Source organism: Rhizobium hidalgonense, assembly GCF_002914525.1.
In the GTDB taxonomy this organism is placed as follows: domain Bacteria; phylum Pseudomonadota; class Alphaproteobacteria; order Rhizobiales; family Rhizobiaceae; genus Rhizobium; species Rhizobium hidalgonense.
This window is the reverse complement of the sequence record NZ_LODW01000104.1, coordinates 1-26,433: the sequence shown is the minus strand read 5'-3', so window position 1 is coordinate 26,433 and position 26,433 is coordinate 1. Positions and strand designations below refer to the sequence as shown.

The following is a 26,433-nucleotide window of genomic DNA, read 5'->3' as shown; positions in this document are numbered from 1 at the left end:
CCGTCGGGCGGATCGAACGCACCGCTTCCGGGCGAATCATGCGATCAACGGCGTTGCAAAATCCTGGTGCCACCGTGATCTGCGGGCGATCTCCTCGATCGGCGCCGGTCTGCCAAGCAGATACCCCTGGCCGATGTCGCAACCGAGATCCTGAAGCCTCTGGAGCTGGCTTTCCTCTTCGATGCCTTCGGCGGTTATCGTTACGCCAAGCCCGGTGCCGAGAGCGATAATGGCCTTGATCACCTTGTCCTGCTTGTCATTGGTCTCGAACGAGGCGACGAAACTCCTGTCGATCTTGATCTTGTCGAAGCGATAGTTGGACAGCTGGGAGAGGCTGGAATAGCCCGTTCCGAAGTCGTCGAGCGCAATCCTGATCCCCGCATTCACCAGATCGTCGAGGACGATTCGTGCCGTGGCGGCGTCCTGGATGATGGCGCTTTCCGTCACCTCAAGCTCGACCCTGTGCGGGGGGAAACCGACATCGCCCAATATTTTGAGAATCCGTAAGCCGAGCAACCGGTCGCTCAGTTGGATCGGAGACAGGTTGAAGGACAGAACAAGCTCGTTTGGCCAGGAAAGCGCATCGGTGCAGGCGCGGCGCAGCAGATGGTCGGTCAACTCGACGATCAGACCGGCCTCCTCGGCCACCGGAATGAATTCGCTCGGCGGTATGAACGCGCCTGATGCAGTCTTCCAGCGCGCCAGCGCCTCGAAGCCGATAATTTTGTTCGCCTTCAGGTCGACGAGCGGCTGATAATAGGGAACGATCTCGGCCTTCCTGATCGCCGCGCGCAGATCCCCCTCTATTCGAACCCGTTTCGCCAACTCGTCCTGCATCGAAGGCGCGAAGGGCTTCACCAGATTGCGCCCCTGCTTTTTCGCCACATACATGGCACAGTCCGAATGCCGGATGACTTGACCGAGGTCGTCACCGTCCTCCGGATAAAGGGCGAAGCCGACACTGGCGCCGAGGTCAACGGCGGCGCCGTTGAAGGTGAACGGTTTGCCGATCACGCTGACGATGCGGTCCCCCAAGGCGGCAAGATCGGGATTTCCAACGCGCCGCGCCAGAACGACGAACTCGTCTCCGCCAAGGCGGAAAACATGATCGTGGGGAAAGAGGGCGCAGAGCCGCTGCGCAACCGTCTTCAGCACCGCATCGCCGTGATCGTGCCCCAGCAGGTCATTGACCTTCTTGAAGCCGTCGAGATCGATGCTGAACACGGCATAGGTTTCGTGTGCCCTTTGATCGCTCATCGCCTGAGCGCATATCGAATCCAGAAATCTGCGGTTGGGCAGCTCGGTCAGCGTGTCGTGGCAGGCAATCCAGTCCACGTTCTTTTCGGCCTGCAGCCTGCGATTGACCTCCTTCGAAAGATCCCGGATCCGCAGCGCCGAATAAAACAGCCCCAGAAAGCCGGAGATGTTCAAGGCAAGGAGCGCGTGGTCCAGCGGATAGTCGTGATGCCGCTCGATGAACTCATCCAGCCCCTCATGCCAATGGAAGCACCAGGACAGACAGAAGAGCAGCAGGAAGAACAAAAGCCAGGCCAGGGTCTCAATCTGGGTTCTAGTCGCCTGGATGCGCGGCATGGGAATAGGCTCCTGTTGGGTGGAGAGCCATCATGGCCAGTTCATAACCGCATCGTCCCAGGCGGTGGTCGAAGACCGCCCAACTCATTCGGGCGGAATTGAGCAGCCGGCTTGCCGTGGTTGATTGAAAGCGCACCCGCCGACATGTCGCAAAGATTTTTCTGAACGCCGAAGGTTAACGCTGGGTTGCCTAGCCGCAGGTGCGGACATTTTGATTCGCACATCGGATAGATTTCCCGCAAATCGGACGAGGCCTGACCACGCCCAACTATCACCGGTCGCGGCTTCCGCCTGACCGAGGCGGCACCTGACCCTCACCGATCCGCATCCCGGCGCCTTCGCTTTGACGGAATCCGCTCGACGTCTGGCTGCTGCAGAGCTTGGAAGCCGTGCTGGCGCAGCGCCAGTGGCTGGCCGCCGGGCAACTCACCGTCGCCGATATCCTGATGACCGACGCGCTCCGCGTCCTGTGGTTGCGCCGGGCATCGGCATCAGCCAAACGAGGTTAGAGCCCGGATTTCGGAGCGTCTATGGCCTGGCGCGGAGGCCGCGTGCAATGCGCGCTCCGCGTAGCTGCACAGCAGCGCAGGATCGTCGATCACATGTGCCGGGACTGCGTAGTAGCGGCGAACCGTCACCTCCCTGCCGGCAGCGCCGTAGCGGAACGGTTCGGACCCATCTGTCTCGAACTCCGTGCGCATCGCGTTGTCGACGCGGAGATACAGAATGCCCTTCATGACAAATCCGAACTGCAGGCCGTCTCGGACCAGGGCAGATCCGCCGAAAAAACGCTTGATATCGATGGAGCCGGCTGGGGCGATCTGGCTCGCAAAGTCGAGCGCCAACCCGCGTGTCGCTGCGCTATTCATGGCCGCTGCTCCGGCGGCGGATTGAAGAAGCCGGTAATTGCGCCGAACCGGCCTTCGGACATTACCGCGAAGCTCGTGCCGGTTTGCAGGACAGTCTCGTCTTCGTGGCACAGTTCCCAGTGTGCCAGCGACCGTTCATTGTGATGGAGAACACTCAATATTTTGAACCGGCCCGCCGGTACGCTCTCCTTGAAGTCGGCCATGTAAGCCGAGAGACCGGCTCGCCCCGCGATCGCTCCATTCGGATCGCAATACGTCACATCGTCTGCAAGGCAAGCCGACAATTCCGGCTCGCGCGCGTCAGCATTCAGCGACCAGATGGCCGCGTATCGATTCCATAATGCCTCAGGCGTCATAACAGTGTCTCCAGTTGATTGAATTCGTCTTCAATCGCCAGCCGCAAGGCGGCCTTGCCTTCGCCACCGCGAATGAGCACGAGATGGCCTTGATAGAAGGCAAGAAGGCGTATGGCTGTCCTGTCGGCCTTGGCTCCATCCGCGTCTCGAGCGAAGGTCGGCGGCTCGCCGAGCCTTAAGCGGAATGTCGTGCGAAGCAGGCCGAGCGCGGCCTCGACACGGGGATGCGGATTGACGCCACCTCCGAACTCCACCGCCATGTTGGTGATCAGGCAGCCAAGCGAGGCATCGTCGGGCTCATGCAGGAGCGACAGGAACAGTTCGCGCAAGCCTCGAAGCCCGCTTCCCGGCGGCGCAAACCGCTCGATCCGTCCTTCCAGCACCGTCCGGTTGTAATGTCCGAATGCCGCATCGAAGAGGCCGGCCTTGTCGCCGAAGGCGTGATAGATGCTTCCGCCTTTGAGGCCGGTCGCCTCCTCGAGATCTCGGATCGATGCAGCTTGATAGCCTTGCTTGCGAAAGATGTGCATCGCCCCCGTCAGCACTGCCGCCTCATCGAATTCCCGCGATCTGCCCATGATTGCCTCGATTCTTTATCATTTGTTCTAGAATGACTGATCAAGAATTGAAACGCAACGGCCGCCCATGACTTTTCTGCGAAAATCCTCATCTGGTCGGTCGCGGACCGGCTGCTGGAAATCTCGCCAGGGCAGGGCGCATCCCGGGATGGATCAATCTGCCAGCATCTCATCCGCCAGGCTGTAGCAGTGGCTCGCCTGATAGGCGTTTCGGCCGCGGTTCATGTGCGTCACATTGAAGGTCCGAATGGCCCGCAGGATGCGGCGCTCCGCGAGGAATTTGCGGATCGAGGCGGCGCCCCGCACATTGATGCCGAAAATGTCGTCGCCGCGCGGATAAAAATAACTGACGTCTTCGGGCGTCGTGACGCACTGCTCGAGAAAAGCCTCGTCGACACCGCCCTGCGGGGGGGATTGGTCCGTGGCGAAATGCGAAAGATGCACCAGGCATCGCGCCCGCAGGTCCTCGCCGTCGGCGTAGAGCGTGAAAAGCTCCATCCAGCTCGCATTGATGCGGATGAGCGGCTTGTCGGACGTCGAGGGCAGACATGAGACCGACCAATAGTGGCGCTCGGTCCTGCGCGGGATGGGGAGGCAGCTTTGCCCATAGAGCCTCAGAATTTCCAGAAGGTCCTGCGCCTGCGGGCGACGAAGCAGCTTTTGGAAGCGGGCGACGTACTTGAAGCGCTGTTCCAGTGACTCCGAGCGCTCTTCGGCGTCGACCAACTCCGCCTCGCCGTCTATCCAGTCGCGCTGCTGCTCGAGATCCAGAAACAGGCGCAAACCGGTGGTGTTGCGGCGAGGGGTCGTGCTCATCCCAGGTGCCATATGAGATCGTGTCCCCATCGCATCATCGGCCCAGTCCCGAATGCGCAGCGCCCGGCTTAGCCGCTTTGCCCGCGCGGTGAGCCCAGCGCACCGGCCGCACAATAGCATCGATCGAACGAATGGCGAGGAAATTGGCAATGCGGCTGGTGAAGCTTTGTCTCGCGACACTCCACCTTTGCATTCGCCGTCCCGGCAGAACGAGCAGGCGATTGCTTTCGGCCCCAAAAATTTCGCTTGACAACTATGATGACGAATAACATTAATAATTATGATGACGGTTATCATTAAAAGTTGGGATGACTGGTTGGCTGCCGCGTGCTGCGCAACTGCGGTTGATACGGAAGGTAGGGGCAGGGGCGATGATTGAGGCAAAGGCAGCGGCACGATGAAAACCCTGCGCCTGCGCCGAGCGTGCTCAAAACTCCGACCGAAACCCGCGATCCTAGGCTTGCCGGTTCGCGCGGGATGATGGAGTAAATGATGAACACTTCTGTCAGATGCCTTGGGCCTGCTACGTGCTACGCCGAGGCATTATCTCCGGGTATGGCCCGACGCAGCCCGGGCGCGCGGCTGGTTATCTACGACGCCGGACATGGCGGGATTTTTCAGAACCACGCCGATTTCGTGCCGAAGGCATTGTCGTTCCTTGGCGCCTGACCCCACAAAAACTTCGAATTGGAGAAAGCCCTGTGAAGGCATTCGTCGTTGATAAGTACAAGAAGAAAGGCGCTTTGCGCCTGGCCAACCTGCCCGAACCGGAACTGCAAGACAGTGATGTCCTGGTGCGGATTCAGGCCACGGCCGTGAACCTCCTGGACTCCAAGCTCCGTGACGGAGAGTTCAAGCTTGTTCTTCCCTATCGCCCGCCCTTTATTCTGGGACATGACGTTGCCGGAACGGTTGTCAAAGCCGGCCCCAAGGTCAGGCGGTTCAAGGTTGGTGACGAGGTCTATGCCCGGCCGCGCGATCATCGGGTCGGTACGTTCGCCGAATTCATCGCCGTCGATGAGGCCGATGTGGCGCTGAAGCCGAAAAACCTCAGCATGACCGAGGCGGCATCCCTTCCGCTGGTGGGTCTGACCGCGTGGCAGGCGCTGGTCGAAGTGGGCAAGGTCAAGCCCGGCCAGAAGGTTTTCATCCAGGCCGGCTCCGGCGGTGTCGGGACGTTTGCCATTCAGCTCGCCAAGCACCTCGGCGCGACGGTGGCGACGACGACCAGTGCTCGCAACGCCGAGCTGGCCAGAAGTCTTGGGGCGGATGTGGTCATCGACTACAAGACGCAGGATTTCGAAAAGGTTTTGTCGGGCTACGATCTCGTGCTGAACAGTCAGGATCCGAAGACGCTGGAAAAATCGCTGGCTGTGCTGAAGCCGGGTGGTCAGCTCATTTCCATCTCGGGTCCGCCCGATCCGGCTTTCGCCCGGGAGCTCGGCCTCAACCTGTTCCTGAAACTGGTGCTGCGCCTGCTGAGCCGAGGCGTTCGGAAAAAGGCCAAGCGTCTCGGCATCGGTTATGCATTCCTGTTCATGCGCGCTGAGGGGCGGCAGTTGGCTGAGATCGCGCGCCTGATCGAACAGGGCGTGATCCGACCGGTCGTCGACAAGGTGTTCCCGTTCGAGAAGACCGGGGATGCCCTGGCTTATGTCGAGACCGGGCGTGCGAAGGGAAAGGTGGTCATCACGGTTGCAGCGTGATGCCGGAAATTATCAATAGAATGAACTTCATAACGGAGTCCGATCCGGCCGACGTGCTACCTCGCCTAACGGCTACGATCTGGAACTCGCGACGACCAGACTGGAGCAGGGGCTGGCGGATTTGTTCGCTTTCGGCAGGCCATTCATCACCGACCCGGATCTTGTCGAACGCCTCGAAGCCGGTGCACCACTGGCCAATCTCGGTATGGCGACGCTCTAAGCGGCGGCGCGGCGGGTTATACGGACTATCTCACCATGGTCGCGCCGGTTGGCGCCTGACGGGCATAGGGGCCGCTCATACGCGGCCCTCTTGTACCCGCGTCCGATTTTCGATGGCGTCGCGGCAATCCGCTCGGCAGGCGTCGAGCAGTTCGTCCGCCAGCGGGGAATCGTCCGGGCAGGCCCTCGAAAGCACGATTGCGCCAACGGCCTGAGCGAGGATGGTGATGGCTTGCGCCCGCCCGCTGGTGCCGGAAGGGTGATTGCGTGCAATGCCCTGCTCAAGTGCACGCACGAGATTATCTATTCCTGCAGCAAAGACGGCCTTCGTTTCCTCAGGTTGCCGAGCTGCATCACAACTCAGCGCCGCGGCCGCGCACCCCTGGCCGCGGCCATCCCGGTGTTCGCGCGCGAGATAAAGCTCCATGACGGCGAGAACGTCATGACCGGCATAGCGCTTCAGGGTCTCGCTCAAACCATTCTCGGTTGCCTCCGCGATCAACTCCTCCTTGGAGCGGAAGTGATTGTAGAAGCCGCCATGGGTGAGCCCCGCGCGCTCCATCAACTCCGCCACCCCCACGCCATCGAACCCGCGCTCGCGAAACAGCTCTGAGGCGGTGGCGACAATCCGTTCGTAGTTTTCCTGCTTCTTTTCCTTGGTAATCCGCACTTTACAGCCCTTTCGACCGCCATGCCCGAGCTATGATGTCGTATGTCATCATAGCTCGACTCATTGATGATGTACATCATTAATGATCGGATCTCGTGCGTGATCCCGAAGCGATTGCTTGTGGCTGCAACGATTAACGAGCGGCGCTGGCCTTAGTCGGCCTAGTAAACGAACGGATCCACCTCGGCTGCCTGGGCGCCCGCTTCTTTCGGATAGATCACCCCCTTGCGCAGAATGATATTGGCATAGAGCCTCGGCTCGCTGGTCTGGATCAGCGCATGGGCGGCCTTCACCCTGCTGTAGAAATCCGCGCCGATCAGCGGCACCACCTGCCGGTGCGGCTCGTGGTGGGCGCAGCAGTCGATCATCTCCTCATGCACCGGATCGAGCTTGTCGCGCTCGGCCTTGACGGTCGAGCGGAAGATCGCCTCGGGCACGAAATCGTCGATCGGCAGCACGCTGAGCACGGCGTTGAGGACCGGGATCAGGCGGTGGCCATCGAGTCGGATCAGCCGGCGGGCATGTTCGACGCCCGGATAATTGCCGTCGACGATGGCGATCTCGTCGCCATGGCCCATGGCCCGAAGTGTGAAAAGCAACTCCGGGCTCAACAGCGGGTCAAGTCCTTTCAGCATGGTCTACCTCCTTGAAGAGAACGTTCTGGTCGGTGAGGTAACGCGCAAAGATCGGCAGGCTGGCGCCGCCGATGGCGCGTGCCTGCGCGCCGACCGCGCCCTCGATGATTTCGGGCATGACGACGCCCTGCAGGTCGAGTTTGGCGGCTTCGTCGATGGTTGCCTGCACCATGCGGCTGCGCACCCAATGGGGAAAACCGCCGTCGATAACGGCGGCGCTGAAATCGACGATCGAGGCGGCAGCGACGATCGCCTGCGCCAGCGCCTTGGCGCTGTCCTGGATCCAGGCCTCCATCGGTTCGCCGAAATCCACCCAGTCGTCGGCCGAATACCACAGCGGCTCGGGATCGATGCCGCGCTCGCGCAGCATGTTTTCGAGCACGAAAATCGAGGCGATTTCGAGAAGCTGCTTGGTCTCGCCGTTCTTGCCGCGCACCGGCAGCGGCCCGATTGCACCTGCCGTGCCTGTACGGCCGGAAAAGATCGCCGAATTCAGCACGATGCCGCCGCCGATGAAGGAGCCGATGAAGAAATAGACGAAATCCGGATAGGATGGCCCGACGCCGAACACCAGCTCGGCCCCGCAGGCGCTGGTCGCATCGTTCTGCATGAAAACCGGATGGGAAACACGTCCGGCGATATCGGCCTGCAGGTCGACGTCGCGCCAGACCTCCATGGCGCCCGCCGGCGCGCCCACCTCTTCGGCCCAGTTCCAGAGCTCGAAAGGTGCTGCGATGCCGAGGCCGGCGATGCGGCCGCGCTGCTTGTCATCCAGCCGGCCTTCGAGCTCCTCTATGCCCGAGGTGACGAAATCGAGGATTTCCTCCGGCAGCGGATAGGCATAGGTCTTATGCAGCTGCATGCGGATACGGCCGACAAAATCCATCAGCACCAGATCGGCGCTGCGCCGGCCCATCTTCAGCCCGAAAGAATAGACGGCGTCGGGATTGAGATGCATCGGGATCGACGGTTGGCCGACCCGGCCGCGCACCGGCGCCCCCCGCGACAGCAGCCCTTCCTTTTCCAGAACCCGCATGATCACCGAGACCGTCTGCGCCGACAGCCCGCTGCGGCGCGCGATATCGGCCTTCGACAGCGCGCCGTAGAGACGCACCAGCGACAGCACGAGCCGTTCGTTATAGGCCCGGACCCTGACTTGGTTCGCACCGCCGGCCGGATTGAGAATTGGCGGCGGGACCGATGTGTGTTCCGGTCCATCCAAGGACGACATGGCCGCTCCTCCCGAGCGTTGGCCCCCTGCAGGATTGCTTGGATCGGAATCGATTTACGCAATCATGCGGCAGTTCAAAATGGTGCAGTGTCCTTTTGCGCGTCTGTAAACACGCGCGGCGCTGCACGCCCCGATTTGAACGGAGCATGCCACATCGAATTAATAATTCAATTGGATTTATTTATTGACAAGGCGATTTCTTTTCGCTCTTAATTGCCCTCGTCAAGGACACGGGACGGCTTTGGGCGCTTAACAATCCACGGCAAAGTGTCATATCTTAAATTCCGGCCCCGCACGGGCGGTGCCGGCAAACTCTGGGAGGAGTTCCATGAAGAAATCTGTTCTCGCTTTCGGCGCGCTGGCGCTCGGTGTTGCTTTTTCCGCTCCGGCGATGGCGGCTGACGTTTCCGCCTGCCTGATCACCAAGACCGACACCAACCCCTTCTTCGTCAAGATGAAGGAAGGTGCGACGGCCAAGGCCAAGGAACTCGGCGTTTCGCTGAAGTCCTATGCCGGCAAGATCGACGGTGACAGCGAAAGCCAGGTTGCAGCGATCGAAAGCTGCATTGCCGACGGCGCAAAGGGCATCCTGCTGACGGCTTCGGACACCAAGGGCATCGTGCCTGCGGTCAAGAAGGCCCGCGACGCCGGCCTGCTGGTCATCGCCCTCGACACGCCGCTGGAACCGGCCGATGCCGCTGACGCCACCTTCGCCACCGACAACCTGCTCGCCGGCAAGCTGATCGGCCAGTGGGCCAAGGAAACCATGGGCGACAAGGCCAAGGATGCCAAGGTCGGCTTCCTCGACCTGACCCCGTCGCAGCCGACGGTCGACGTTCTGCGCGACCAGGGCTTCATGATGGGCTTCGGCATCGACCCGAAGAACCCGGACAAGATCGGCGACGAAGACGACAAGCGCATCGTCGGCCATGACGTGACCAACGGCAATGAAGAAGGCGGCCGAAAGGCCATGGAAAACCTTCTCCAGAAGGATCCTGGCATCAACGTCATCCACACGATCAACGAGCCAGCCGCTGTCGGCGCCTACCAGGCGCTGAAGGCCGTCGGCATGGAAAAGAACGTGCTGATCGTCTCGGTCGACGGCGGTTGCCCCGGCGTGAAGTCGGTCAAGGAAGGCGTCATCGGCGCCACCTCGCAGCAATATCCGCTGCTGATGGCGTCGCTCGGCATCGAGGCGATCAAGAAGTTCGCCGACTCCGGTGAAAAGCCGAAGCCGACCGAAGGTAAGTCGTTCTTCGACACCGGCGTCTCGCTCGTCACCGACAAGCCGGTTTCCGGCGTCAAGTCTATCGACACCAAGGAAGGCACCGACAAGTGCTGGGGCTGAGCCCGCTTTATTGAAAGCAGACGGCCGGGGCTTGATCCCCGGCCGTTTTCGACGGACGATGTGCCGTCGCCTCACGAACCGGCTCAGCAAAGACCGGAAGGATATCGGTGACGGCCCCCGCGCGAGTTCGGTGCGCGGATGCGGAGGAGGAACCATGACCGGAACACAGGAATTCGAACGCGTCCTCGACGGCAGCGACAAGAGCGTCGCCTCCTTCGAGCACCAAGATGTCTCGCTGATCAAGCGTGCCCAGCATTTTCTGCACTCGACGCCGGCCGCCGTGCCGCTGATCGTGCTGGTGCTGGCAATCATCATTTTCGGGGCCACGATCGGCGGACGGTTCTTTTCGTCCTACACTCTGACGCTGATCCTGCAGCAGATCGCCATCGTCGGCATTCTCGGCGCCGCCCAGACGCTGGTCATCCTGACCGCCGGCATCGATCTTTCGATCGGCGTCATCATGGTGATCTCGGCGGTGATCATGGGCAATGTCGCCATCACTTACGGCATACCGACACCGATCGCGGTCGTAGGCGGCCTCCTCGTCGGCGGCCTCTGCGGATTGCTGAACGGCTTTCTCGTCGCCTTCATGAAGCTGCCGCCCTTCATCGTCACGCTCGGCACCTGGAATATCGTCATGGCGACGAATTTCATCTATTCGGCCAATGAGACGATCCGCGACACCGACGTCGATGAACAGGCGCCGCTGCTGCATCTTTTCGCTGCAAGCTTCAGGCTCGGCAGCGCCGTGCTGACGCTGGGCGTCATCGCCATGGTGCTGCTCGTCCTCGTGCTCTGGTACGTGCTCAATCACACCGCCTGGGGCCGGCATGTCTATGCCGTCGGCGACGATCCGGAGGCGGCCAAGCTCTCCGGCATCCAGACCAAGAAGGTGCTGCTCACGGTCTACACGATTTCGGGCGTTATCGCCGCCTTCGCCGCCTGGGTTTCGATCGGCCGCAACGGCTCGATCTCGCCGTCCTCGGCGGTCACCGATTATAACCTCCAGGCGATCACCGCGACTGTGATCGGCGGCATCTCGCTGTTCGGCGGCCGCGGCTCCATTCTCGGCACGCTCTTCGGCGCCATGATCGTCGGTGTCGTGTCCATGGGCCTCAACATGCTCGGCGCCGACCCGCAATGGAAAGTGCTTTTGACTGGCGTGCTGATCATCGCCGCCGTCGCCATCGACCAGTGGATCAGAAAGGTTTCGGTGTAATCATGGCTCGCGAACCCCTTCTCACCGCCCGCGGTCTGGTCAAGCGTTATGGCCGCGTGACCGCGCTCGACAATGCCGATTTCGACCTCTATCCGGGTGAAATCCTTGCCGTCATCGGCGATAACGGCGCCGGCAAATCCTCGCTGATCAAGGCGATTTCGGGCGCCGTCACCCCGGACGAGGGCGTAATCACCCTGGAAGGCAAGCAGGTGCAATTCCGCTCGCCGATGGAAGCGCGCGAGGCCGGCATCGAGACCGTCTACCAGAACCTCGCTCTGTCGCCGGCGCTGTCGATCGCCGACAATATGTTCCTCGGCCGCGAGATCCGCAAAAAAGGGCCGCTCGGCTCGCTGTTTCGCATGCTCGACCGGCCGGCCATGGAAAAGCTGGCGCGCAACAAGCTCTCCGAACTCGGCCTGATGACCATCCAGAACATCAACCAGGCGGTGGAAACGCTGTCCGGCGGTCAGCGCCAGGGTGTCGCGGTTGCCCGCGCCGCCGCCTTCGGCTCGAAGGTCATCATCATGGACGAACCGACGGCCGCCCTAGGCGTCAAGGAAAGCCGCCGCGTGCTGGAACTGATCCTCGACGTCAGAGCCCGCGGCCTGCCGATCGTGCTGATCTCGCACAACATGCCGCATGTCTTCGAGGTCGCCGACCGGATCCATATCCACCGTCTCGGCCGGCGCCTGACGGTGATCGATCCGAAGGAATACACCATGTCCGATGCCGTCGCCTTCATGACCGGCGCCAAGGCGGTGCCGACGGAGCCTGTCGCTGCATGAGCGTACGCATCGATGACATCGCCGGCGAGCTTATCGGCCGCGCCGGCGATGCCAAACGTTTCCTGGTCGGCGTCGCCGGGCCGCCGGGTTCGGGCAAGTCGACCATGGCCGACAATCTGGCGGTGGCGTTGAAAGCCAGGGGCGAAAGCGCCGCTGTTCTGCCGATGGACGGCTTCCACATGGATAACGCCATCCTGATCGAACGTGGCCTTTTGGCGCGCAAGGGCATCCCTGAAACCTTCGATGTCCGCGGCTTCCTCGATATCGTCCGTGCCGTCAGACCGGCCGATCAAGAGGTTCTCGTCCCCGTTTTCGACCGCTCGCGCGAGCTTGCGATTGCCTCGGCCCGGCCGATCGATCCGAAGGACCGTTTCATCATTGTCGAGGGCAATTATCTGCTCTTCACCCAGGGCAAATGGGCCGAACTCGACGGCATCTTCGACTACACGATCATGCTCGCCCCGCCGATCGAGGTGCTGGAAGAGCGCCTTTGGGATCGCTGGCGCGGTTATAAGCTGACCGAGGAAGAGGCGAGCGCCAAGGTCTACGGCAACGACCTGCCGAACGGCCGGCTGATCCTCGAAAACCGCCGCCCGGCCGATGTGACGCTGGAGATCGCGCTGGCGTGATCCCACGGTGATTGTTTTCTCATAAGGGATAGTGGTATCGAAGCCGCAGACGCATCGCTTCGGAGGCCTGCCATGCAATCGATCACCATCCGCCGCCCTGACGACTGGCACCTGCATCTGCGCGACGGCGCCATGCTGGAAGGCGTGATCGCCGATACGAGCCGCACCTTCGCCCGCGCCATCATCATGCCCAACCTCGTGCCGCCCGTCGTCACCACAGCAGATGCGACGGCCTATCGTGAGCGCGTCCTCAGGGCGCTGCCGGCCGGCCATCGCTTCCAGCCGCTGATGACGCTTTATCTCACCGAACATACCAGCCCCGACGATGTCGAGGCGGGCGCCAAAAGCGGCCTGATCACCGCGGTCAAGCTATATCCGGCCGGCGCCACCACCAATTCGCATGGCGGCGTGCGCGACATGGAAAAGGCGATGCCGGTGCTGGAGCGCATGGCTGCGATCGGCCTGCCCCTCTGCGTCCATGGCGAGGTGACGACGCCCGATGTCGATATCTTCGACCGCGAAGCCGTCTTCATCGACACCGTGCTCGATCCGCTGCGCAAACGCCTGCCCGAGTTGAAGGTGACGATGGAACATGTAACGACCTCGGACGGCATCGACTACATCAAGGCTGCCAAATCAAATCTCGCCGGCTCGATCACCACCCACCATCTGATCATCAACCGCAACGCGATCCTGGTCGGCGGCATCCGCCCGCATTATTACTGCCTGCCGGTCGCCAAGCGCGAGAACCACCGGCTGGCGCTGCGCGCCGCCGCCGTCAGCGGTGATCCGCGCTTCTTCCTCGGCACCGATTCCGCCCCGCATGTCGATCCGCTGAAGGAATGCGCCTGCGGCTGCGCCGGCATCTACACCTCGATCAATACGATGAGCTGCCTTGCCCATGTCTTCGAACAGGAGGGCGCGCTGGAAAATCTCGAAGCCTTCGCCTCGCTGAACGGACCGGCCTGGTACGGCCTTCAGCCGAACGAGGAACGCATCACCTTGTCCAAGCAGGCCGAGCCGGTCGTCTTCCCCGCCAGGATCGAAACCGGCGCCGGCCCGGTGACGGTGTTCGATCCGATGTTTCCGCTGCATTGGCAGGTGGTGGGGTAGGCGCCCGACGGCGCCGCCCGCACACTCTGGGGAAGAGGTAGCCGATGCAGATCAGCAATTCCTGGCCGGATATCTGGACGATCATGTTGATCGGGGCCGGTGTCATTTGCGGCTCGATGTTGATCGCCAGTGTCATTTTCCTCTCCTATCTCTCGCAGGAGCGGGCGCGGCGGAGGTCTCGGCCGGCAACGTCGGAGAACGGCGCACCGAGCGGTGTTCAATTCGAACGCACGGAGGGCGGCGATTGGCCAACATGGCACGGCGACGGAAGCGGAGGAGCGCATCAATGAACAGGGGCACCGTTTTGATGAAGCTGGCACCTGATATCGTAGAGCCATCCGGGCAATCATGAGCGATAAGGGTCGTTACTCCGCAGCACCGAAAGGCCGCCTTGGTCGAGTACTGGGCTGGACCATACTGGTGCTGGGTTTGCCGTTGGCGCTGCTTGCTGCCCTGATGCCGCCCAATGAATACCAGGCGACGCTGGGTATCGACGCGCTGGACTGCGACGGCTTGGCCAATGTTGTGATCTTCGCCATCCCCGCGCTTCTCCTCTACGGAGCAGGATTTGTCGTCAACGCCTTGAATTGGCGCGAGCGGGCAAGGCTGGTGTGCGCGATTGCCTGCGCCGTCATATGCGTTGCGGTTGCAGCAAACCTTGCTCGCGCCTTTATCGAAGACCGCAAACAGCAGGCGGCCTGTCTCGCCAGAACAGGATGATTTTAGACCGGGTCGGCCTAAAATCTGAATCCTGTTCTAAATTAGATAGTTAGAGCATGATGTTGTCCGAAAACCGCTCACACTTTTCGGCATCATGCTCTGGAGAGCTAAGCGCGACGCAGCCTGATCCTTTTAAAGTCCCAAGTTACCCCGCTAACATTTCCGTGTGCAGTGCATCATTTTTTAATGGAATGCATAAGACATTCCTCACCGCTGATCCCATAGGTTGTCAAACATTATCCGGTGGTTGCAGTCGCGGAGACTGAAAAAGCATGATGCTTGACTATAACTCCCTTTTGTTGGCGCTTGGCGTCTCCACGGCATGTCTGGCCGTGACCTTGATGGGCAGCTGGCTCGCGCGCCGGGCGGAAACGGTGCTGCTCACCGCCACCATCGGTCTGGTCCTCGTCATCGGCGGCATTTTTGTCTACGGCGCCTATGTGAACAGGCCGGAGATATGGCTGGGTGTGGCCAATTTCGTGCTGTTCCATGCCGGTTTTGCGACGATCTGGGGCGCCGGCAGACAGTTTCTCACCGGCCGGCTGTCCGTTCCGGCCATCTCGATCCGAGCGCTCGCTGCGATAGTCTTCTCCGTCGCGCCGATGCTGTCGGGTTATGACGGCCTGGCCTTCATCGCCGACAATCTTGCCATTGCCCTGCTGCTCTTTGCCACCGCCCGGCAATATTGGCTGGCCCGTGCCGAGGCGCCGGCCCCGATCCTCGGCATCACCGTGCTCTACACGCTGACGGCGATCTCCTTCGTCCTTTGCGCCGCCGTGCTGATCTCCGATGGCAAGCTGGTGCTGGGCAAGGCGCCGAACAACTGGGCCGAAGATCTGAGTCTGGCCGTCTGCATCGCCGGCATGACCGGGATCGGCGCGCTGTCGCTGGCGCTGCATCAGTGGCGGCTTGCCGCCCGCCATCGTCTGGAGGCGATCACCGATCCGCTGACCGGTCTGCTCAACCGCCGCGCCCTGTTCGATCAATACGGCACGCGCCCGATGGGCTCGACCACCGCCGTCATCGTCTTCGATATCGACCACTTCAAATCCGTCAACGACCGTTATGGCCATGCGATCGGCGACCGCGTGATCAAGGACTTTGCCGCCGAGCTCGCTAGCCATTGCCGCGCCGGTGACATCGCCGCACGCTTGGGCGGTGAGGAGTTCGCGCTGGTGCTGAAAGAGACCATGCCGGGTCGGGCGGAACTGGCGGCCGAGCGCATCCGCAGGGCTTTCGAGGCGCGCGAGATTGATATCGATGACGGGGTGCTGACATGCACCGTCAGCGTCGGCGTCGCGCCCGGGCGTGCCAAGAGCCTGGATTTCGACGCCATGCTGAGCGCCGCCGACAAGGCGCTCTACGCCGCCAAGCGTGGCGGCCGCAACCGCGTCGAGCTTGCCGGCCACCTGCAGGCGGTGCCGGTCGAGGTGTCGCGCACCGCGTCTTGATCGGCGATCGATCCTCTCATACTATCGCCCTCGGCCGGATGCGGCCAGCCGCCCCGCGACGCCCGATGTTTGACACTTTGGCGTTATGGTGAATGCATCCAGAGAACATCCTTCACATCCCTTGCCGTTTGGCGATCGATGGCGAACGGGTCAGCAGACGCGGGCACTGATCGTCCTGTTTGCCGCCGACGGAAGGATCCACTATGCGCGATTTTCGCGATGCCAAGCTCATGGCAAAGACATTGCGGCAGGCCCTTGCCGACCGCGACATATCACTCAGCCACAGCGAAACGCTCGAAATCGTCGCCCGACAGTTCGGGCTCGAACAATGGAATATCCTCTCGGCCAAGATCGATGCGGCGGGCGCTTCCGGCTCCGCTGTTCGTATCGAGCCGCCGATGCCGATCTTCCGCATCTTCTCCGTGGAAAAGGCCATGGAGTTTTATTGCGGCTTTCTCGGCTTCAATCTCGATTGGGAGCATCGCTTCGGCGAAAACTCCCCGCTCTATTGCCAGGTCTCGCGCGACGGCATGGCGCTGCACTTAAGCGAACATTCCGGCGACGCCAGCCCCGGCGCCAAGGCTTTCGTCCGCGTCGCCAATGTGCGGGCCTACCACGCCGAACTTGCCGGCAAGGACTACCGCTATATGAACCCCGGCGTGGAGGAGGCGCCGTGGGGACTTGAGATGATGGTCATCGACCCCTTCAGCAACCGCATCGCTTTTTGCCAGCAGGCGTAGGCGGTGGCGGCTGACAAAGTTCGTCGGCTTCTCCTTCGTCATACTCGGGCATCACGCAGGTCGTTGCTGGGCGCCGTCATATCCCCACCCTCATTCCTGTGACAGGCACAGGAATGAGGGTAGTTGAAGGACGCACTACAACGGTGCTCCTCGCAAACATCAGAAGGCGGCATGCCCGCCCCGTCCCTCGAAGCCCCTCAGGATGAGGCTCTCTTGAATGCTTCTCACACCAGCATCAGCGCCCGCACGAAGGCGACCGCGGCAAGCAGCGAGGCCACCGTCCGCACGTGGTTCCACCATGTCCATTCCCGGATATAGGTGCTCCAGAGCGCCGCCGCTTCCGGACCGCCGCCGCTGACCTTATCAAGCGCATCGTTCATCGGCACGTTGAAGATGATGGTCGAGAGGAAGGAAGCGAAGACATAGAGGGCAGCACCCGCCAGCATCAGCGCGGATGCGCCGCCGCGCCAGTTCATCAGTGCCAGCACTGCGATGACGAGGCAGAGGATTGCTGTCGGCACGAAAAGCGCCATGAAGGGCGAGCGGACGATCGTCACGTTGATCGAGTTCATCGCGGCAATGCCCTGTTCGGCCGGGATGCGCGAGAAGGCGGTCATGATGAAGGTCGAGAAGGCGAAGAAGATGCCGGCGACGAGGCCGCTACCGATGGCGGCGGCCACCAGCGAGAGGATGAGGACGATCTGCATGTCGAAGCTCCTTCCGACGGGGTAAACAAGAGAAACTCTCTTATTTGCAAAATGAGATAAACTCTCTTATTTTGTTTGTCAACCGCCGTAGGAGAAACGCATGTCGGAACAGCCGGTCGCAACGCGCAGGCGCCAGCAGCATAGCGGCCAGCCGCGCCGGATCCCCAGCCAGCAACGTGGCCGCGAGCGCTTTGAAAAAATCCTTACTGTTGCCGCCGAGCTGATCGAAAGCCATGGCAGCGACGGCCTGAAGATGAGTGAGATCGTCGAAAAGGCCGGTCTTTCCTTCGGCGCGCTCTACCAATATTTCCCCGACAAGAGCTCGATCATCCGCACATTGGCCGAGCGCTTCAACGACGAGGGCAGGCGCTGCGTGGAAGTGGAGCTGGCGAAGGTGACCGACGCTGCGGCGCTCACAGCCGCGCTCGCCAATATTGCCGACGAATATTATGCCTTCTTCCGCCGCGAGCCCGTGATGCGCGACATCTGGCATGCGACCCATACCGACAAGCTGCTGCAGCAGATCGATGCCGAGGACATGGAATTTCATGCCCAGGCATTTCTCGCCGTACTCATCCGCCTGTGGCCGGAGCGCGATCGCAGCGAGCTTCTGGCGATCGCCCGGCTGACGATGCAGCTGCTTGCGGCCGCGGTGCGTTATGCCGTTTCGCTGGACGCGGAGGAGGGCGATGCGGCCATTGCCCTGTTCAAGAAGATGCAGGGACCCGATATCGGCCGCTTGTTGCGGTGATTGGCCGGTCTTCTATCTGGAAACGAGGGGCTCTTGCTGCTATTGCCGGAGACGCAAAGCTGAAGGAGAGCCGCATGATCCAGACGACATTTCCCGACCGCGCCGTGATGGCCGAACTGGTGGCCAAGATGCTCTGGGAGATCAAGGCGGTGCATTTCAACGCTGCCCAGCCCTATAAGCTAGCCTCCGGCATGGCGAGCCCGGTCTATATCGATTGCCGCAAGCTGCTCTCCTTTCCGCGCATCCGTTCGACGGTGATGGATTTTGCCGCCAGCACCTTGCTGCGCGATGCCGGTTTCGAGCAGTTCGATTGCATCGCCGGCGGCGAGACCGCCGGCATTCCCTTCGCCGCCCTGCTTGCCGATCGCCTCGGCCTGCCGATGATCTATGTCCGCAAGCAGCCGAAAGGCCATGGCCGCAATGCCCAGATCGAAGGCAATATGCCGGAAGGTTCGCGCGTGCTTGTCATCGAGGACCTGACGACGGCCGGCGGCAGCATGTTCAAATTCATCGACGCCATTCGCGCCGCCGGCGGCGTTGTCGACCACGGCATCGCGCTGTTCTTCTACGGCATTTTCGGTCAACAGCGTTTTGACGAGGGCAAGGTCCGGCTGCATCATATCGCCACCTGGCGCAATGTGCTGGCGGTCGCCAAGGAGCAGAAGCTGTTCGACGACAAGACGCTTGCCGAGGTCGAAGCCTTCCTGGATGCGCCGCTGGCTTGGTCGGGACGCAACGGCGGCGTTAGTGAGCTTTCGCTCTAGCCAGTTGACAAAAGCTCGCCAAATCGATTGATGAACATAGACGTTCTGTTGGGAGGAATCCGATGATTTTGTGCTGCGGCGAAGCCCTGATCGACATGCTGCCGAGAGACACGACCCTTGGTGAAAAGGGCTTTGCGCCCTATGCCGGCGGCGCGATCTTCAATACCGCCATCGCGCTCGGCCGCCTCGGCATTCCCACCGCCTTTTTCACCGGCATTGCCGATGACATGATGGGCGAAATCCTGCTTACGACGTTGAAGGCGAGCAATGTCGATTACAGCCCGTGCGCCATCACCCAGCGCCCCTCGACGATCGCCTTCGTCAAGCTGGTCAACGGCCAGGCGACCTATGCCTTCTATGACGAAGGCACGGCCGGCCGGATGATCACCGAGGCCGATCTGCCGGCCCTTGGCGACGATTGCGAAGCCCTGCATTTCGGCGCGATCAGCCTAATCCCGAGCCCGTGCGGCGAAACCTACGAAGCGCTGCTCGACCGGGAAGCCGCTCACCGTGTCATATCGCTCGACCCGAATATCCGCCCCGGCTTCATCAAGGACAAACAGGCGCATATGGCCCGTATCAAGCGCATGGCGGCCAAATCCGACATCATCAAATTCTCCGACGAAGATCTCGACTGGTTCGGTCTTTCCGGCGACCATGACGCGCTCGCCGCCCACTGGCTCGCCCACGGCGCCAAACTCGTCGTCATCACCAAGGGCGCAGAAGGCGCCTCCGGCTATACCAGCGAGCGCAAGGTGACGGTGCCGAGCGAGCGGGTCACCGTGGTCGACACGGTCGGCGCCGGCGATACCTTCGATGCCGGCGTGCTGGCGTCGCTGAAGAGGGATGGCCTGCTGACCAAGCGCCAAGTCGCCACCCTCGACGAACAGGCAGTGCGCAACGCCCTGACGCTCGGCGCCAAAGCCGCCGCCGTCACCGTGTCGCGCGCTGGCGCCAACCCGCCCTGGGCGCACGAGATCGGGCTGTAAGGCTTAAGCGAGCATCAGCCCCTCATCCGCCTGCCGTACGGGGCGAAGGGGCTATGCCGCAACCTTTCCGGTCCCCGTTACGTCTCGTAGGGCAGGTCCCCTCTTCCCGTCAGAACGGGGAGAGGGCTAGGGTGAGGGACATTTTTTTACTTTGCCAGCGCCGCAGCCAGCCCTGCATCGAGGCCTCGACACCGATCGATCAGGCGGCTGTCCGGGGATGCTCGGCAGCGATCACCAGATCTCCCAGGAAGTTTTCGCACCAAAGCGAGACGTCGTAGGACAGCAGATGTTCCATCATCATGCTCCAGCGGTCGCGGCGCTCCTCAAGCGACATGGCAAGGCCCTTGGCAATCGCATTGGCAGTGCCCTCGACATCGTAGGGATTGACCAGCAGTGCGCCCTTCAATTCCCGTGCCGCGCCGGCAAAGCGTGATAGCACCAGGACGCCCGGGCGGTCCGGGTTCTGGGCGGCGACATATTCCTTGGCGACGAGGTTCATGCCGTCGCGCAACGGTGTGACCAGCCCGATCGTCGCGAGGCGGTAGAGGCCGGCGAGCACGTTGCGGCTGATCGATCGGTTGACATAGCGGATCGGCACCCAGTCGACCGTCCCGATGGCGCCGTTGACGCGGCCGGCCTGTTCGGCGACCATCTTCTGCATGTGCTCGTATTCGGGGACTTCCGATCGCGATTTCGGCGTGACCTGCAGATAGGTGACCTTGTTCTGGTAGGCAGGATTGTCGGTGAGGAAACGTTCGAATGCTTCCAGCCGCTGAATGATGCCTTTCGAATAATCGAGCCGATCGACGCCGATGATCATGTCCCGGCCTTCGATGCTGCGCTGGGTCTTCTGCACCATGACATTGCTGGCGGCTTTCTCGGCGAATTCGGCGAAGGCCGCGGTCTCGATCCCGATCGGATAGGCGCCGGCCTTGAAGATCCGCCCATGGGAATTGAACAATCCGTTTCCGAGGTCGTCGCCAATGCCTTCCCTTCTGAGATAGCCGGCGAAGTTCTGCAGGTCGTAATCGGTCTGGAAGCCGACGAGATCGTAATGGGAAAGACCGCGCATGATTTCCTCATGGACCGGCATGGTGACGAGAATGTCGGCCGGCGGCCAGGGAATGTGCAGGAAGAAGCCGATCCGGTTTTTCAGCCCCATTTGCCGCAGTTCGGCCGCCAGCGGAATCAGGTGGTAATCATGAACCCAGATGATGTCGTCCGGCTCGATCATCGGCGCCAGCCGATGCGCGAAGAAGCGGTTGACGCGGAAATAGCCGGCCATTTCCTTGCGGCCATATTCGGCAAGATCCAGGCGGTAGTGGCAGATCGGCCAGAGAACCCGGTTTGCAAAGCCGCGATAATATTCCTCGACGTCGGTGTCGGTGAGATCGGTCAAGGCATAGGTGATGTTGCCCTTCTGCAGCTGCGACAGCGGGCCGGGTTCTTTGTCTCCGCTCGACTCTCCCGACCACCCCATCCAGATGCCGCCGCGCTTCTGCAGGGCTGCCTGCAACGCGACGGCGAGGCCACCGGCGGCGGCGCTGCCATCCTTGGCCGGCATGGGGACACGATTGGAAACGACGATAAGACGGCTCATGAGCTTCCTTTGAAGACGATGGAACTTGAAACGCTTTGTGACGAGCGTCTCGGGAAATCTCCGACCTTGGCACGGGCCTTGATCCGGACGCGGGTGGCCCGGTTGAAGCGCCAGCGGAACAATGAAATGGAGCGCGATCCCGACATGGCAAGCCATGTCGTCGAAACTGCACTCCGCACAGAATTTGCTTGAATCTAGGGCGATTGCGGCGGATTGAAAGAATTCTTTCTACAATTTTCTATTAGTAGAACATTCAATCCGGATTGCGCACGGCAGCGATGCGCCAGGCCTGACGATATCAGTTGATCATTTGCGGCCGTTATGCGGATGTTGGCAGCCGCCCCTCATTCGCCTGCCGGCAGCGACGGGGGTCGAGCCACGGGTCTCGACCCGTCCTTCGGACCCCCGCTCGCGGGGCGAAGGGGATATGCCGCCACCTCTCGTTCCTCATCCACGCCTCGTTTGGCACGTGCCCTCGCCCCGCAAGCGGGGAAAGGGTTAGCGTGAGGGGCAATCTCGAATGCCTACTTCGCCAGCTTCGCCAGCGCCGCAACCAGCCCCTGCGTCGAAGAGTCATGCGATGCAGCACTCTCCTTGCCCTCGACGACAGGCAGCAGGCCGGTTGCCAGTTCCTTGCCGAGTTCGACGCCCCATTGGTCGAAGGAGTTGATGCGGAAGAGCACGCCTTCGACGAAGACCCGATGTTCGTAGAGCGCGATCAGGCGGCCGAGTGCGTAGGGGGTCAGCTTGTCGTAGACGAAGGTGATCGACGGACGGTTGCCGGTGAAGACGCGGTGCGGCGCGATGAAATCCGCCTTCTTGTCGTCCATGCCCTTGTCGGTCAGCTGCTTCTTGGCTTCGGCGAAGGTGCGGCCCTTCATCAGCGCTTCCGACTGGGCGAGCACGTTGGAGATCAGCAGCTGGTGCTGGTGGCGCAGCTCCGGCTCGAAGGCGTTGGCGGCGATCATGAACTCGGCCGGGATGATGCTCGTGCCCTGATGGATCAGCTGGTAGAAGGCGTGCTGGCCATTGGTGCCGGGCTCGCCCCAGACGACCGGGCCGGAATTGCCCTCGACCGGCGTGCCGTCGATGGTCACACCCTTGCCGTTCGATTCCATGTCCAGCTGCTGCAGATAGGCCGGGAAACGCGACAGGCGCTGGTCATAGGGCAGGATGGCGCGGGTGGGGTAGCCAAGCACATTGCGGTGGTAGAAGCCGATCAGGCCGAGCAGCATCGGCAGGTTTTTGGTAATTGGCGCCTTACGGAAGTGATTGTCGACGGCATGGGCGCCGTCGAGGAACTTGACGAAATTGTCCGGGCCGACCGCGATCATCAGCGGCAGGCCGATCGCCGACCAGATCGAGTAACGGCCGCCGACCCAGTCCCAGAAGCCGAAGACTCGGGCGCTGTCGATGCCGAAGGCGGCAACCTTGTCGAGCGCCGTCGAGACGGCAGCGAAATGGTGCTGGACGGCGGCTTCGCCGAGCGCCTTGGCAATGAAATTGCGCGCCGTCTGCGCATTGGTCATCGTCTCGACTGTCGTGAAGGTCTTCGAGGCGACGATGAAGAGCGTCGTCTCCGGCTGCACCAGCTTCAGGATATCGGCGATATGGGCGCCGTCGATATTGGAGACGAAATGGGCGCGCGGACCGTCGTGGAACGGGGCAAGCGCCAGCGTCGCCATGACGGGGCCGAGATCCGAGCCGCCGATACCGATATTGATGACATCGGTGATCGCCTTGCCGGTCGCGCCCTTCAGCGTGCCGGAGCGGATGCCGTCGGCAAACCTACCCATGGCGGCAAGCACCGCATTGACATCGGGCATGACATCCTTGCCGTCGACCAGCACCGGCGTGTTGGAGCGGTTGCGCAGAGCGGTATGCAGGACGGCGCGGTCCTCGGTGAAATTGATCGCCTTGCCGGAGAACATTTCCTCGCGCTTCTTTTCGACGCCGCCTTCTTCGGCAAGCTTGACCAGGAGCTTGAGGATCTCCTCGTTCACCGCCGTCTTGGAGAAATCCATCAGCAGGTCGTCGAGCGACACGGAGAAGCGCGAAAAGCGCTGCGGATCGGCTGCGAAGGCGGCACGGATGTCGGTTGCCTTGGTGGCATCAGCGGTGCTTTTCAGCTGTTCGACGATGGCGTTCATGGGAGGCTCCTTTGGAGGCGGAAAGGTTGCGGAAACTATTCGCTTTATCGGGGGCAAATCAAGTTCAGCCGCCGCTCCAATATGAAAAAAGCCAGCCGCGGGGGAGCGGATGGCTTTAATTTCATTACAGCGCCGCGCGTCCGAAAGAAGCGCAAAGGACGCTGTAACACATTGAATTCGTCAAACTCAGCCGCGCAGGTCCTTGCGCAGGATCTTGCCGACTGGCGACTTCGGCAGCTCGGTGCGGAACTCGATGAAGCGCGGGCGCTTGTAGTTGGTGAGGTTGGCAATGCAATGCGCCTTCACCTCGGCTTCCGTCAGGTTAGGATCTTTCCTGACCACGAAGAGTTTCACTGCTTCGCCCGAATGGCCGTCCGGCACGCCGACGGCCGCCGCCTCGAGGATGCCGGCATGCATGGCGGCGACTTCCTCGATCTCGTTCGGATAGACGTTGAAGCCGGAAACCAGGATCATATCCTTCTTGCGGTCGACGATCTTGGTGTAGCCGCGCGCATCCATGAAACCCATGTCGCCCGAGCGGAAATACCCATCGGCGGTCATCACCCGCGCCGTCTCCTCCGGCTTCTGCCAATAGCCGGCCATCACCTGTGGCCCGCGGATGCAGATCTCGCCGACATCGCCGAGCGGCAGAGAATGGCCGTCCTCGTCGCGGATATCGAGGTCGGTGGAGGGCATCGGCAGGCCGATCGAGCCGGTGAATTCGGGCGAATCGAAGCGGTTGGCGGTGGCAACCGGCGAGGTCTCGGAAAGGCCATAGCCCTCTGTCACCGCCGTGCCGGTCATCTTTAGCCAGCGTTCGGCGACCGGGCGCTGCACGGCCATGCCGCCGCCGAGCGACATGATCAGCGGCGAGAAATCGAGCTTGGCGAAATCGGCATTGTTCATCAGCGCATTGAACAGCGTGTTGAGGCCGGGGAAGATGTGCACGTCCGACTTGCCGAATTCCTTGACGAGGCCGGGAATGTCGCGCGGATTGGCGATCAGGATGTTGCGGGCGCCGAGCGACATGCCCATCAGCGAATTCACCGTTAGCGCGAAGATATGGTAGAGCGGCAGGGCGCAGAGGAAATTCAGCACCTCCGGCTGTTTCTTGCGCTCGAATGCCGATCGCAGCCAGAGCGACAGCTGCAGCTTGTTGGCAAGCAGGTTTGCATGCGTCAGCACCGCGCCCTTGGCAACGCCCGTCGTGCCGCCGGTATATTGCAGGAAGGCGATATCGCTGCCGGCAAGCGTCACCGGCTGCAGCGTCTTTTTCGCTCCTTCGCGCAGCACCTGGCCAAAGCTCTTGTGCTCGGGGATCGACCAGGAGGGAACGAGCTTCTTCACCTTGCGCACGAGGAAATTGACGATCAGCCCCTTGGCCCCCAGCATTTCGCCGAGCGAGGTGACGACAACATGCTTGACGTCGGTCTTGTTCAGAACCTGCTCGACGGTACGGGCGAAATTCTCCAGCACGAAGATCGCCTTGGCGCCGGAATCGCGCAGCTGATGTTCGAGCTCGCGCGGCGTATAGAGCGGGTTGACGTTGACGACGATAAGGCCGGCCCTCAGAATGGCGTAGGTCGCGATCGGGTTCTGCAAGACGTTCGGCATCATCACCGCGACACGGTCGCCCTTCTCAAGGCCGGTGCTCTGCAGCCAGGCGGCGAGTTTGCGCGTCTGGCTTTCCAGCTCGTGGTAGCTCATCGCCTTGCCCATGCTGGCAAAGGCGATGCGGTCGGCATAACGGGCGCAGGATTTTTCGAGCAGTTCCGCCAGTGAGGCATGCTCCAGCGGCGGAAGCTCGGCCGGAACCATATCCGGATAGGCGGCAAGCCAGGGTTTTTCGGGCTTGGCGCCGTTCGGATGGACGGAAATGCTGTTCATTTTATCCTCTCTCCCTTGCGGCCGCCCTGCCGGCATTGCGCCGGGAATCGACTGAAGGATCCTCCATCTTCCAGTCCGGCAGCTTATGCCATTGCCTGAACGGTTCAAGCCGAGATTGAAGCTATACTAACCTTGACGTAAACGTCAATATTCACCGGCCGCGCAATTGTGCCGAGGACGGGAACTTTGAGTCCGCCATGGCGTTGATCTTGCATACCCAAACCGAGGAAACACCTGAAGGAGGTGCACAATGTTGACTCAGGATACCGACGCCAGCCGCCGCGACCCGAATGAAAAAAGCACGCATTCGCTGATCGCCAGTGACCGCGTCGAAGGCACCCGCGTCTATGGCGCCGACGGCAAGCATATCGGCTCGATCGAACGCCTGATCATCGGTAAGCTCGATGGCCGCGTCGCCTATGCCGTGCTGAGCTTCGGCGGCTTCCTGGGCATCGGCCACGATCACTATCCGCTGCCCTGGGAAAAACTGAACTACGACACGCAGCTGGATGGCTATCGCATCGACCTGACCAAGGAACAGATCGAAGGCGCCCCGAGCTATGCGGACGATGACGACAGCTGGTACAACGATAATGGCCGCCGGGTCTATGATTACTACGGCGTGCCGCCTTACTGGATGTAACGTCGTCCGATAGGCCGAACTGGAAGGGCCCCGTGGAGGCGGGGCCTTTTTGGTGTTGGTGATGTCGTGGCTTGGCACGTGGTGGGTGCTTTATCAGACAGGCGCCACCCCACCCTCATTCCTGTGCTCGTCACAGGAATCCAGTGCGCCCAAGTCCTTGGGCGCGGAAGACTTTTCCGCTTGAGGTGTCGAGTGGCTGGATTCCTGTGACAAGCACAGGAATTGTCTCTCAAATCTGTGCTTTACTGCAGGGGAAGCTGGGAT

At 61.5% G+C, this 26,433-nt stretch carries 28 protein-coding genes and 2 pseudogenes; 18 read left to right on the top strand and 12 right to left on the bottom strand.

The window, feature by feature from the left end; all coding sequences use genetic code 11:
* Nucleotides 1–36 precede the first annotated feature (36 nt).
* The gene (locus ATY29_RS30145) at nt 37–1,593 is read right to left on the bottom strand and encodes a putative bifunctional diguanylate cyclase/phosphodiesterase (protein ID WP_097533629.1); all 1,557 of its coding nucleotides are present in this window, start codon (nt 1,591–1,593) and stop codon (nt 37–39) included.
* Between the two features lie 380 nt (nt 1,594–1,973).
* On the opposite strand from ATY29_RS30145, the gene ATY29_RS30140 reads away from it, so the two are divergent.
* Complete coding sequence (locus ATY29_RS30140) at nt 1,974–2,102, top strand: glutathione binding-like protein (protein WP_310842871.1); 129 nt, start codon at nt 1,974–1,976, stop codon at nt 2,100–2,102.
* Here the strand turns inward: ATY29_RS30140 and ATY29_RS30135 are convergent.
* The 4 genes from ATY29_RS30135 to ATY29_RS30120 all read right to left on the bottom strand — a co-directional run bounded on the left by ATY29_RS30135 (nt 2,085) and on the right by ATY29_RS30120 (nt 4,224).
* Complete coding sequence (locus ATY29_RS30135) at nt 2,085–2,462, bottom strand: TfoX/Sxy family protein (protein WP_003570694.1); 378 nt, start codon at nt 2,460–2,462, stop codon at nt 2,085–2,087. The genes ATY29_RS30140 and ATY29_RS30135 overlap by 18 nt on opposite strands.
* The gene (locus ATY29_RS30130) at nt 2,459–2,818 is read right to left on the bottom strand and encodes a nuclear transport factor 2 family protein (RefSeq protein ID WP_097533627.1); all 360 of its coding nucleotides are present in this window, start codon (nt 2,816–2,818) and stop codon (nt 2,459–2,461) included. The genes ATY29_RS30135 and ATY29_RS30130 overlap by 4 nt, the downstream gene beginning before the upstream one ends.
* The gene (locus ATY29_RS30125) at nt 2,815–3,396 is read right to left on the bottom strand and encodes a TetR/AcrR family transcriptional regulator (RefSeq protein ID WP_097533625.1); all 582 of its coding nucleotides are present in this window, start codon (nt 3,394–3,396) and stop codon (nt 2,815–2,817) included. The genes ATY29_RS30130 and ATY29_RS30125 overlap by 4 nt, the downstream gene beginning before the upstream one ends.
* A gap of 153 nt (nt 3,397–3,549) precedes the next feature.
* Nucleotides 3,550–4,224, bottom strand: a complete 675-nt coding sequence (locus ATY29_RS30120) for a hypothetical protein (protein ID WP_097533622.1) — start codon at nt 4,222–4,224, stop codon at nt 3,550–3,552.
* 534 nt (nt 4,225–4,758) lie between these two features.
* Here ATY29_RS30120 and ATY29_RS38045 point away from each other — a divergent pair.
* The 3 genes and pseudogenes from ATY29_RS38045 to ATY29_RS30105 form a co-directional block, all read left to right on the top strand.
* Nucleotides 4,759–4,881, top strand: a pseudogene (locus ATY29_RS38045) (alpha/beta fold hydrolase); the annotation flags it as partial.
* 32 nt (nt 4,882–4,913) lie between these two features.
* A complete protein-coding gene (locus tag ATY29_RS30110) occupies nt 4,914–5,918 on the top strand; it encodes an NADP-dependent oxidoreductase (RefSeq protein WP_097533621.1) in 1,005 nt (334 codons plus the stop codon).
* 67 nt (nt 5,919–5,985) lie between these two features.
* Nucleotides 5,986–6,197: pseudogene (locus tag ATY29_RS30105) on the top strand (alkene reductase); the annotation flags it as partial.
* A 16-nt stretch (nt 6,198–6,213) separates the two neighbouring features.
* Here ATY29_RS30105 and ATY29_RS30100 read toward each other — a convergent pair.
* The 3 genes from ATY29_RS30100 to ATY29_RS30090 form a co-directional block, all read right to left on the bottom strand.
* Nucleotides 6,214–6,807, bottom strand: a complete 594-nt coding sequence (locus ATY29_RS30100; protein ID WP_003570689.1) for a TetR/AcrR family transcriptional regulator — start codon at nt 6,805–6,807, stop codon at nt 6,214–6,216.
* 161 nt (nt 6,808–6,968) lie between these two features.
* The gene (locus ATY29_RS30095; RefSeq protein WP_097533821.1) at nt 6,969–7,442 is read right to left on the bottom strand and encodes an RbsD/FucU family protein; all 474 of its coding nucleotides are present in this window, start codon (nt 7,440–7,442) and stop codon (nt 6,969–6,971) included.
* Complete coding sequence (locus ATY29_RS30090; protein ID WP_097533620.1) at nt 7,426–8,673, bottom strand: ROK family transcriptional regulator; 1,248 nt, start codon at nt 8,671–8,673, stop codon at nt 7,426–7,428. The genes ATY29_RS30095 and ATY29_RS30090 overlap by 17 nt, the downstream gene beginning before the upstream one ends.
* Before the next feature lie 328 nt (nt 8,674–9,001).
* On the opposite strand from ATY29_RS30090, the gene ATY29_RS30085 reads away from it, so the two are divergent.
* From ATY29_RS30085 to ATY29_RS30050, 9 genes are all read left to right on the top strand, one after another.
* Nucleotides 9,002–10,021: a sugar ABC transporter substrate-binding protein gene (locus ATY29_RS30085; protein WP_003570686.1), complete on the top strand. Its 1,020-nt coding sequence runs from the start codon at nt 9,002–9,004 to the stop codon at nt 10,019–10,021.
* 154 nt (nt 10,022–10,175) lie between these two features.
* Nucleotides 10,176–11,240 (top strand): ABC transporter permease, encoded by a 1,065-nt coding sequence (locus ATY29_RS30080; protein ID WP_003570685.1) that lies wholly within the window; start codon nt 10,176–10,178, stop codon nt 11,238–11,240.
* Between the two features lie 2 nt (nt 11,241–11,242).
* Entirely contained in the window at nt 11,243–12,025 is a 783-nt protein-coding gene (locus ATY29_RS30075) for an ATP-binding cassette domain-containing protein (RefSeq protein ID WP_003570684.1), read from the top strand.
* Nucleotides 12,022–12,654, top strand: coding sequence for a nucleoside triphosphate hydrolase (locus ATY29_RS30070; RefSeq protein WP_003570683.1), 633 nt, complete (start codon nt 12,022–12,024; stop codon nt 12,652–12,654). Before ATY29_RS30075 ends, ATY29_RS30070 begins: the two co-directional genes overlap by 4 nt.
* Before the next feature lie 72 nt (nt 12,655–12,726).
* A complete protein-coding gene (pyrC, locus tag ATY29_RS30065) occupies nt 12,727–13,767 on the top strand; it encodes a dihydroorotase (RefSeq protein ID WP_097533619.1) in 1,041 nt (346 codons plus the stop codon).
* Between the two features lie 44 nt (nt 13,768–13,811).
* A complete protein-coding gene (locus ATY29_RS30060) occupies nt 13,812–14,057 on the top strand; it encodes a hypothetical protein (protein ID WP_003570681.1) in 246 nt (81 codons plus the stop codon).
* Nucleotides 14,058–14,115: 58 nt separating this feature from the next.
* Complete coding sequence (locus ATY29_RS36560; RefSeq protein ID WP_128398355.1) at nt 14,116–14,487, top strand: hypothetical protein; 372 nt, start codon at nt 14,116–14,118, stop codon at nt 14,485–14,487.
* A 272-nt stretch (nt 14,488–14,759) separates the two neighbouring features.
* Complete coding sequence (locus ATY29_RS30055; RefSeq protein WP_025415244.1) at nt 14,760–15,938, top strand: GGDEF domain-containing protein; 1,179 nt, start codon at nt 14,760–14,762, stop codon at nt 15,936–15,938.
* Between the two features lie 203 nt (nt 15,939–16,141).
* A complete protein-coding gene (locus ATY29_RS30050) occupies nt 16,142–16,678 on the top strand; it encodes a glyoxalase superfamily protein (RefSeq protein ID WP_003570678.1) in 537 nt (178 codons plus the stop codon).
* Nucleotides 16,679–16,902: 224 nt separating this feature from the next.
* On the opposite strand, the gene ATY29_RS30045 is transcribed toward ATY29_RS30050, so the two are convergent.
* Nucleotides 16,903–17,385, bottom strand: coding sequence for an anthrone oxygenase family protein (locus tag ATY29_RS30045; RefSeq protein WP_003570677.1), 483 nt, complete (start codon nt 17,383–17,385; stop codon nt 16,903–16,905).
* 100 nt (nt 17,386–17,485) lie between these two features.
* Here ATY29_RS30045 and ATY29_RS30040 point away from each other — a divergent pair, with 100 nt between their 5' ends.
* The 3 genes from ATY29_RS30040 (at nt 17,486) to ATY29_RS30030 (ending at nt 19,889) form a co-directional block, all read left to right on the top strand.
* Nucleotides 17,486–18,136, top strand: coding sequence for a TetR/AcrR family transcriptional regulator (locus tag ATY29_RS30040; RefSeq protein ID WP_003570676.1), 651 nt, complete (start codon nt 17,486–17,488; stop codon nt 18,134–18,136).
* A gap of 74 nt (nt 18,137–18,210) precedes the next feature.
* Nucleotides 18,211–18,900: an orotate phosphoribosyltransferase gene (locus tag ATY29_RS30035; protein ID WP_003570675.1), complete on the top strand. Its 690-nt coding sequence runs from the start codon at nt 18,211–18,213 to the stop codon at nt 18,898–18,900.
* A 62-nt stretch (nt 18,901–18,962) separates the two neighbouring features.
* Nucleotides 18,963–19,889, top strand: a complete 927-nt coding sequence (locus tag ATY29_RS30030; protein ID WP_097533617.1) for a carbohydrate kinase family protein — start codon at nt 18,963–18,965, stop codon at nt 19,887–19,889.
* Nucleotides 19,890–20,088: 199 nt separating this feature from the next.
* Here the strand turns inward: ATY29_RS30030 and otsA are convergent, their stop codons facing one another.
* Nucleotides 20,089–21,489, bottom strand: a complete 1,401-nt coding sequence (gene otsA, locus ATY29_RS30025; protein ID WP_097533616.1) for an alpha,alpha-trehalose-phosphate synthase (UDP-forming) — start codon at nt 21,487–21,489, stop codon at nt 20,089–20,091.
* 9 nt (nt 21,490–21,498) lie between these two features.
* On the opposite strand from otsA, the gene ATY29_RS36555 reads away from it, so the two are divergent.
* The gene (locus ATY29_RS36555) at nt 21,499–21,681 is read left to right on the top strand and encodes a hypothetical protein (protein ID WP_133118168.1); all 183 of its coding nucleotides are present in this window, start codon (nt 21,499–21,501) and stop codon (nt 21,679–21,681) included.
* A gap of 332 nt (nt 21,682–22,013) precedes the next feature.
* Here ATY29_RS36555 and pgi read toward each other — a convergent pair whose 3' ends face one another.
* Nucleotides 22,014–23,639, bottom strand: a complete 1,626-nt coding sequence (gene pgi / locus ATY29_RS30020) for a glucose-6-phosphate isomerase (RefSeq protein WP_097533615.1) — start codon at nt 23,637–23,639, stop codon at nt 22,014–22,016.
* Nucleotides 23,640–23,825: 186 nt separating this feature from the next.
* Nucleotides 23,826–25,526, bottom strand: a complete 1,701-nt coding sequence (locus tag ATY29_RS30015) for a long-chain fatty acid--CoA ligase (RefSeq protein ID WP_097533614.1) — start codon at nt 25,524–25,526, stop codon at nt 23,826–23,828.
* A 250-nt stretch (nt 25,527–25,776) separates the two neighbouring features.
* On the opposite strand from ATY29_RS30015, the gene ATY29_RS30010 reads away from it, so the two are divergent.
* Complete coding sequence (locus ATY29_RS30010; protein ID WP_003570670.1) at nt 25,777–26,169, top strand: PRC-barrel domain-containing protein; 393 nt, start codon at nt 25,777–25,779, stop codon at nt 26,167–26,169.
* Nucleotides 26,170–26,433: the final 264 nt, after the last annotated feature.

Bases quoted from the DNA above. Each gene is read 5' to 3' on its own strand.
- ATY29_RS30145 (WP_097533629.1), bottom strand. From the start codon at position 1,593: ATGCCGCGCATCCAGGCGACTAGAACCCAGATTGAGACCCTGGCCTGG.
- ATY29_RS30135 (WP_003570694.1), bottom strand. From the start codon at position 2,462: ATGAATAGCGCAGCGACACGCGGGTTGGCGCTCGACTTTGCGAGCCAG.
- ATY29_RS30130 (WP_097533627.1), bottom strand. From the start codon at position 2,818: ATGACGCCTGAGGCATTATGGAATCGATACGCGGCCATCTGGTCGCTG.
- ATY29_RS30125 (WP_097533625.1), bottom strand. From the start codon at position 3,396: ATGGGCAGATCGCGGGAATTCGATGAGGCGGCAGTGCTGACGGGGGCG.
- ATY29_RS30120 (WP_097533622.1), bottom strand. From the start codon at position 4,224: ATGGCACCTGGGATGAGCACGACCCCTCGCCGCAACACCACCGGTTTG.
- ATY29_RS30095 (WP_097533821.1), bottom strand. From the start codon at position 7,442: ATGCTGAAAGGACTTGACCCGCTGTTGAGCCCGGAGTTGCTTTTCACA.
- ATY29_RS30090 (WP_097533620.1), bottom strand. From the start codon at position 8,673: ATGTCGTCCTTGGATGGACCGGAACACACATCGGTCCCGCCGCCAATT.
- ATY29_RS30085 (WP_003570686.1), top strand. From the start codon at position 9,002: ATGAAGAAATCTGTTCTCGCTTTCGGCGCGCTGGCGCTCGGTGTTGCT.
- ATY29_RS30080 (WP_003570685.1), top strand. From the start codon at position 10,176: ATGACCGGAACACAGGAATTCGAACGCGTCCTCGACGGCAGCGACAAG.
- ATY29_RS30075 (WP_003570684.1), top strand. From the start codon at position 11,243: ATGGCTCGCGAACCCCTTCTCACCGCCCGCGGTCTGGTCAAGCGTTAT.
- ATY29_RS30070 (WP_003570683.1), top strand. From the start codon at position 12,022: ATGAGCGTACGCATCGATGACATCGCCGGCGAGCTTATCGGCCGCGCC.
- pyrC (WP_097533619.1), top strand. From the start codon at position 12,727: ATGCAATCGATCACCATCCGCCGCCCTGACGACTGGCACCTGCATCTG.
- ATY29_RS30060 (WP_003570681.1), top strand. From the start codon at position 13,812: ATGCAGATCAGCAATTCCTGGCCGGATATCTGGACGATCATGTTGATC.
- ATY29_RS36560 (WP_128398355.1), top strand. From the start codon at position 14,116: ATGAGCGATAAGGGTCGTTACTCCGCAGCACCGAAAGGCCGCCTTGGT.
- ATY29_RS30055 (WP_025415244.1), top strand. From the start codon at position 14,760: ATGATGCTTGACTATAACTCCCTTTTGTTGGCGCTTGGCGTCTCCACG.
- ATY29_RS30050 (WP_003570678.1), top strand. From the start codon at position 16,142: ATGCGCGATTTTCGCGATGCCAAGCTCATGGCAAAGACATTGCGGCAG.
- ATY29_RS30045 (WP_003570677.1), bottom strand. From the start codon at position 17,385: ATGCAGATCGTCCTCATCCTCTCGCTGGTGGCCGCCGCCATCGGTAGC.
- ATY29_RS30040 (WP_003570676.1), top strand. From the start codon at position 17,486: ATGTCGGAACAGCCGGTCGCAACGCGCAGGCGCCAGCAGCATAGCGGC.
- ATY29_RS30035 (WP_003570675.1), top strand. From the start codon at position 18,211: ATGATCCAGACGACATTTCCCGACCGCGCCGTGATGGCCGAACTGGTG.
- ATY29_RS30030 (WP_097533617.1), top strand. From the start codon at position 18,963: ATGATTTTGTGCTGCGGCGAAGCCCTGATCGACATGCTGCCGAGAGAC.
- otsA (WP_097533616.1), bottom strand. From the start codon at position 21,489: ATGAGCCGTCTTATCGTCGTTTCCAATCGTGTCCCCATGCCGGCCAAG.
- pgi (WP_097533615.1), bottom strand. From the start codon at position 23,639: ATGAACGCCATCGTCGAACAGCTGAAAAGCACCGCTGATGCCACCAAG.
- ATY29_RS30015 (WP_097533614.1), bottom strand. From the start codon at position 25,526: ATGAACAGCATTTCCGTCCATCCGAACGGCGCCAAGCCCGAAAAACCC.
- ATY29_RS30010 (WP_003570670.1), top strand. From the start codon at position 25,777: ATGTTGACTCAGGATACCGACGCCAGCCGCCGCGACCCGAATGAAAAA.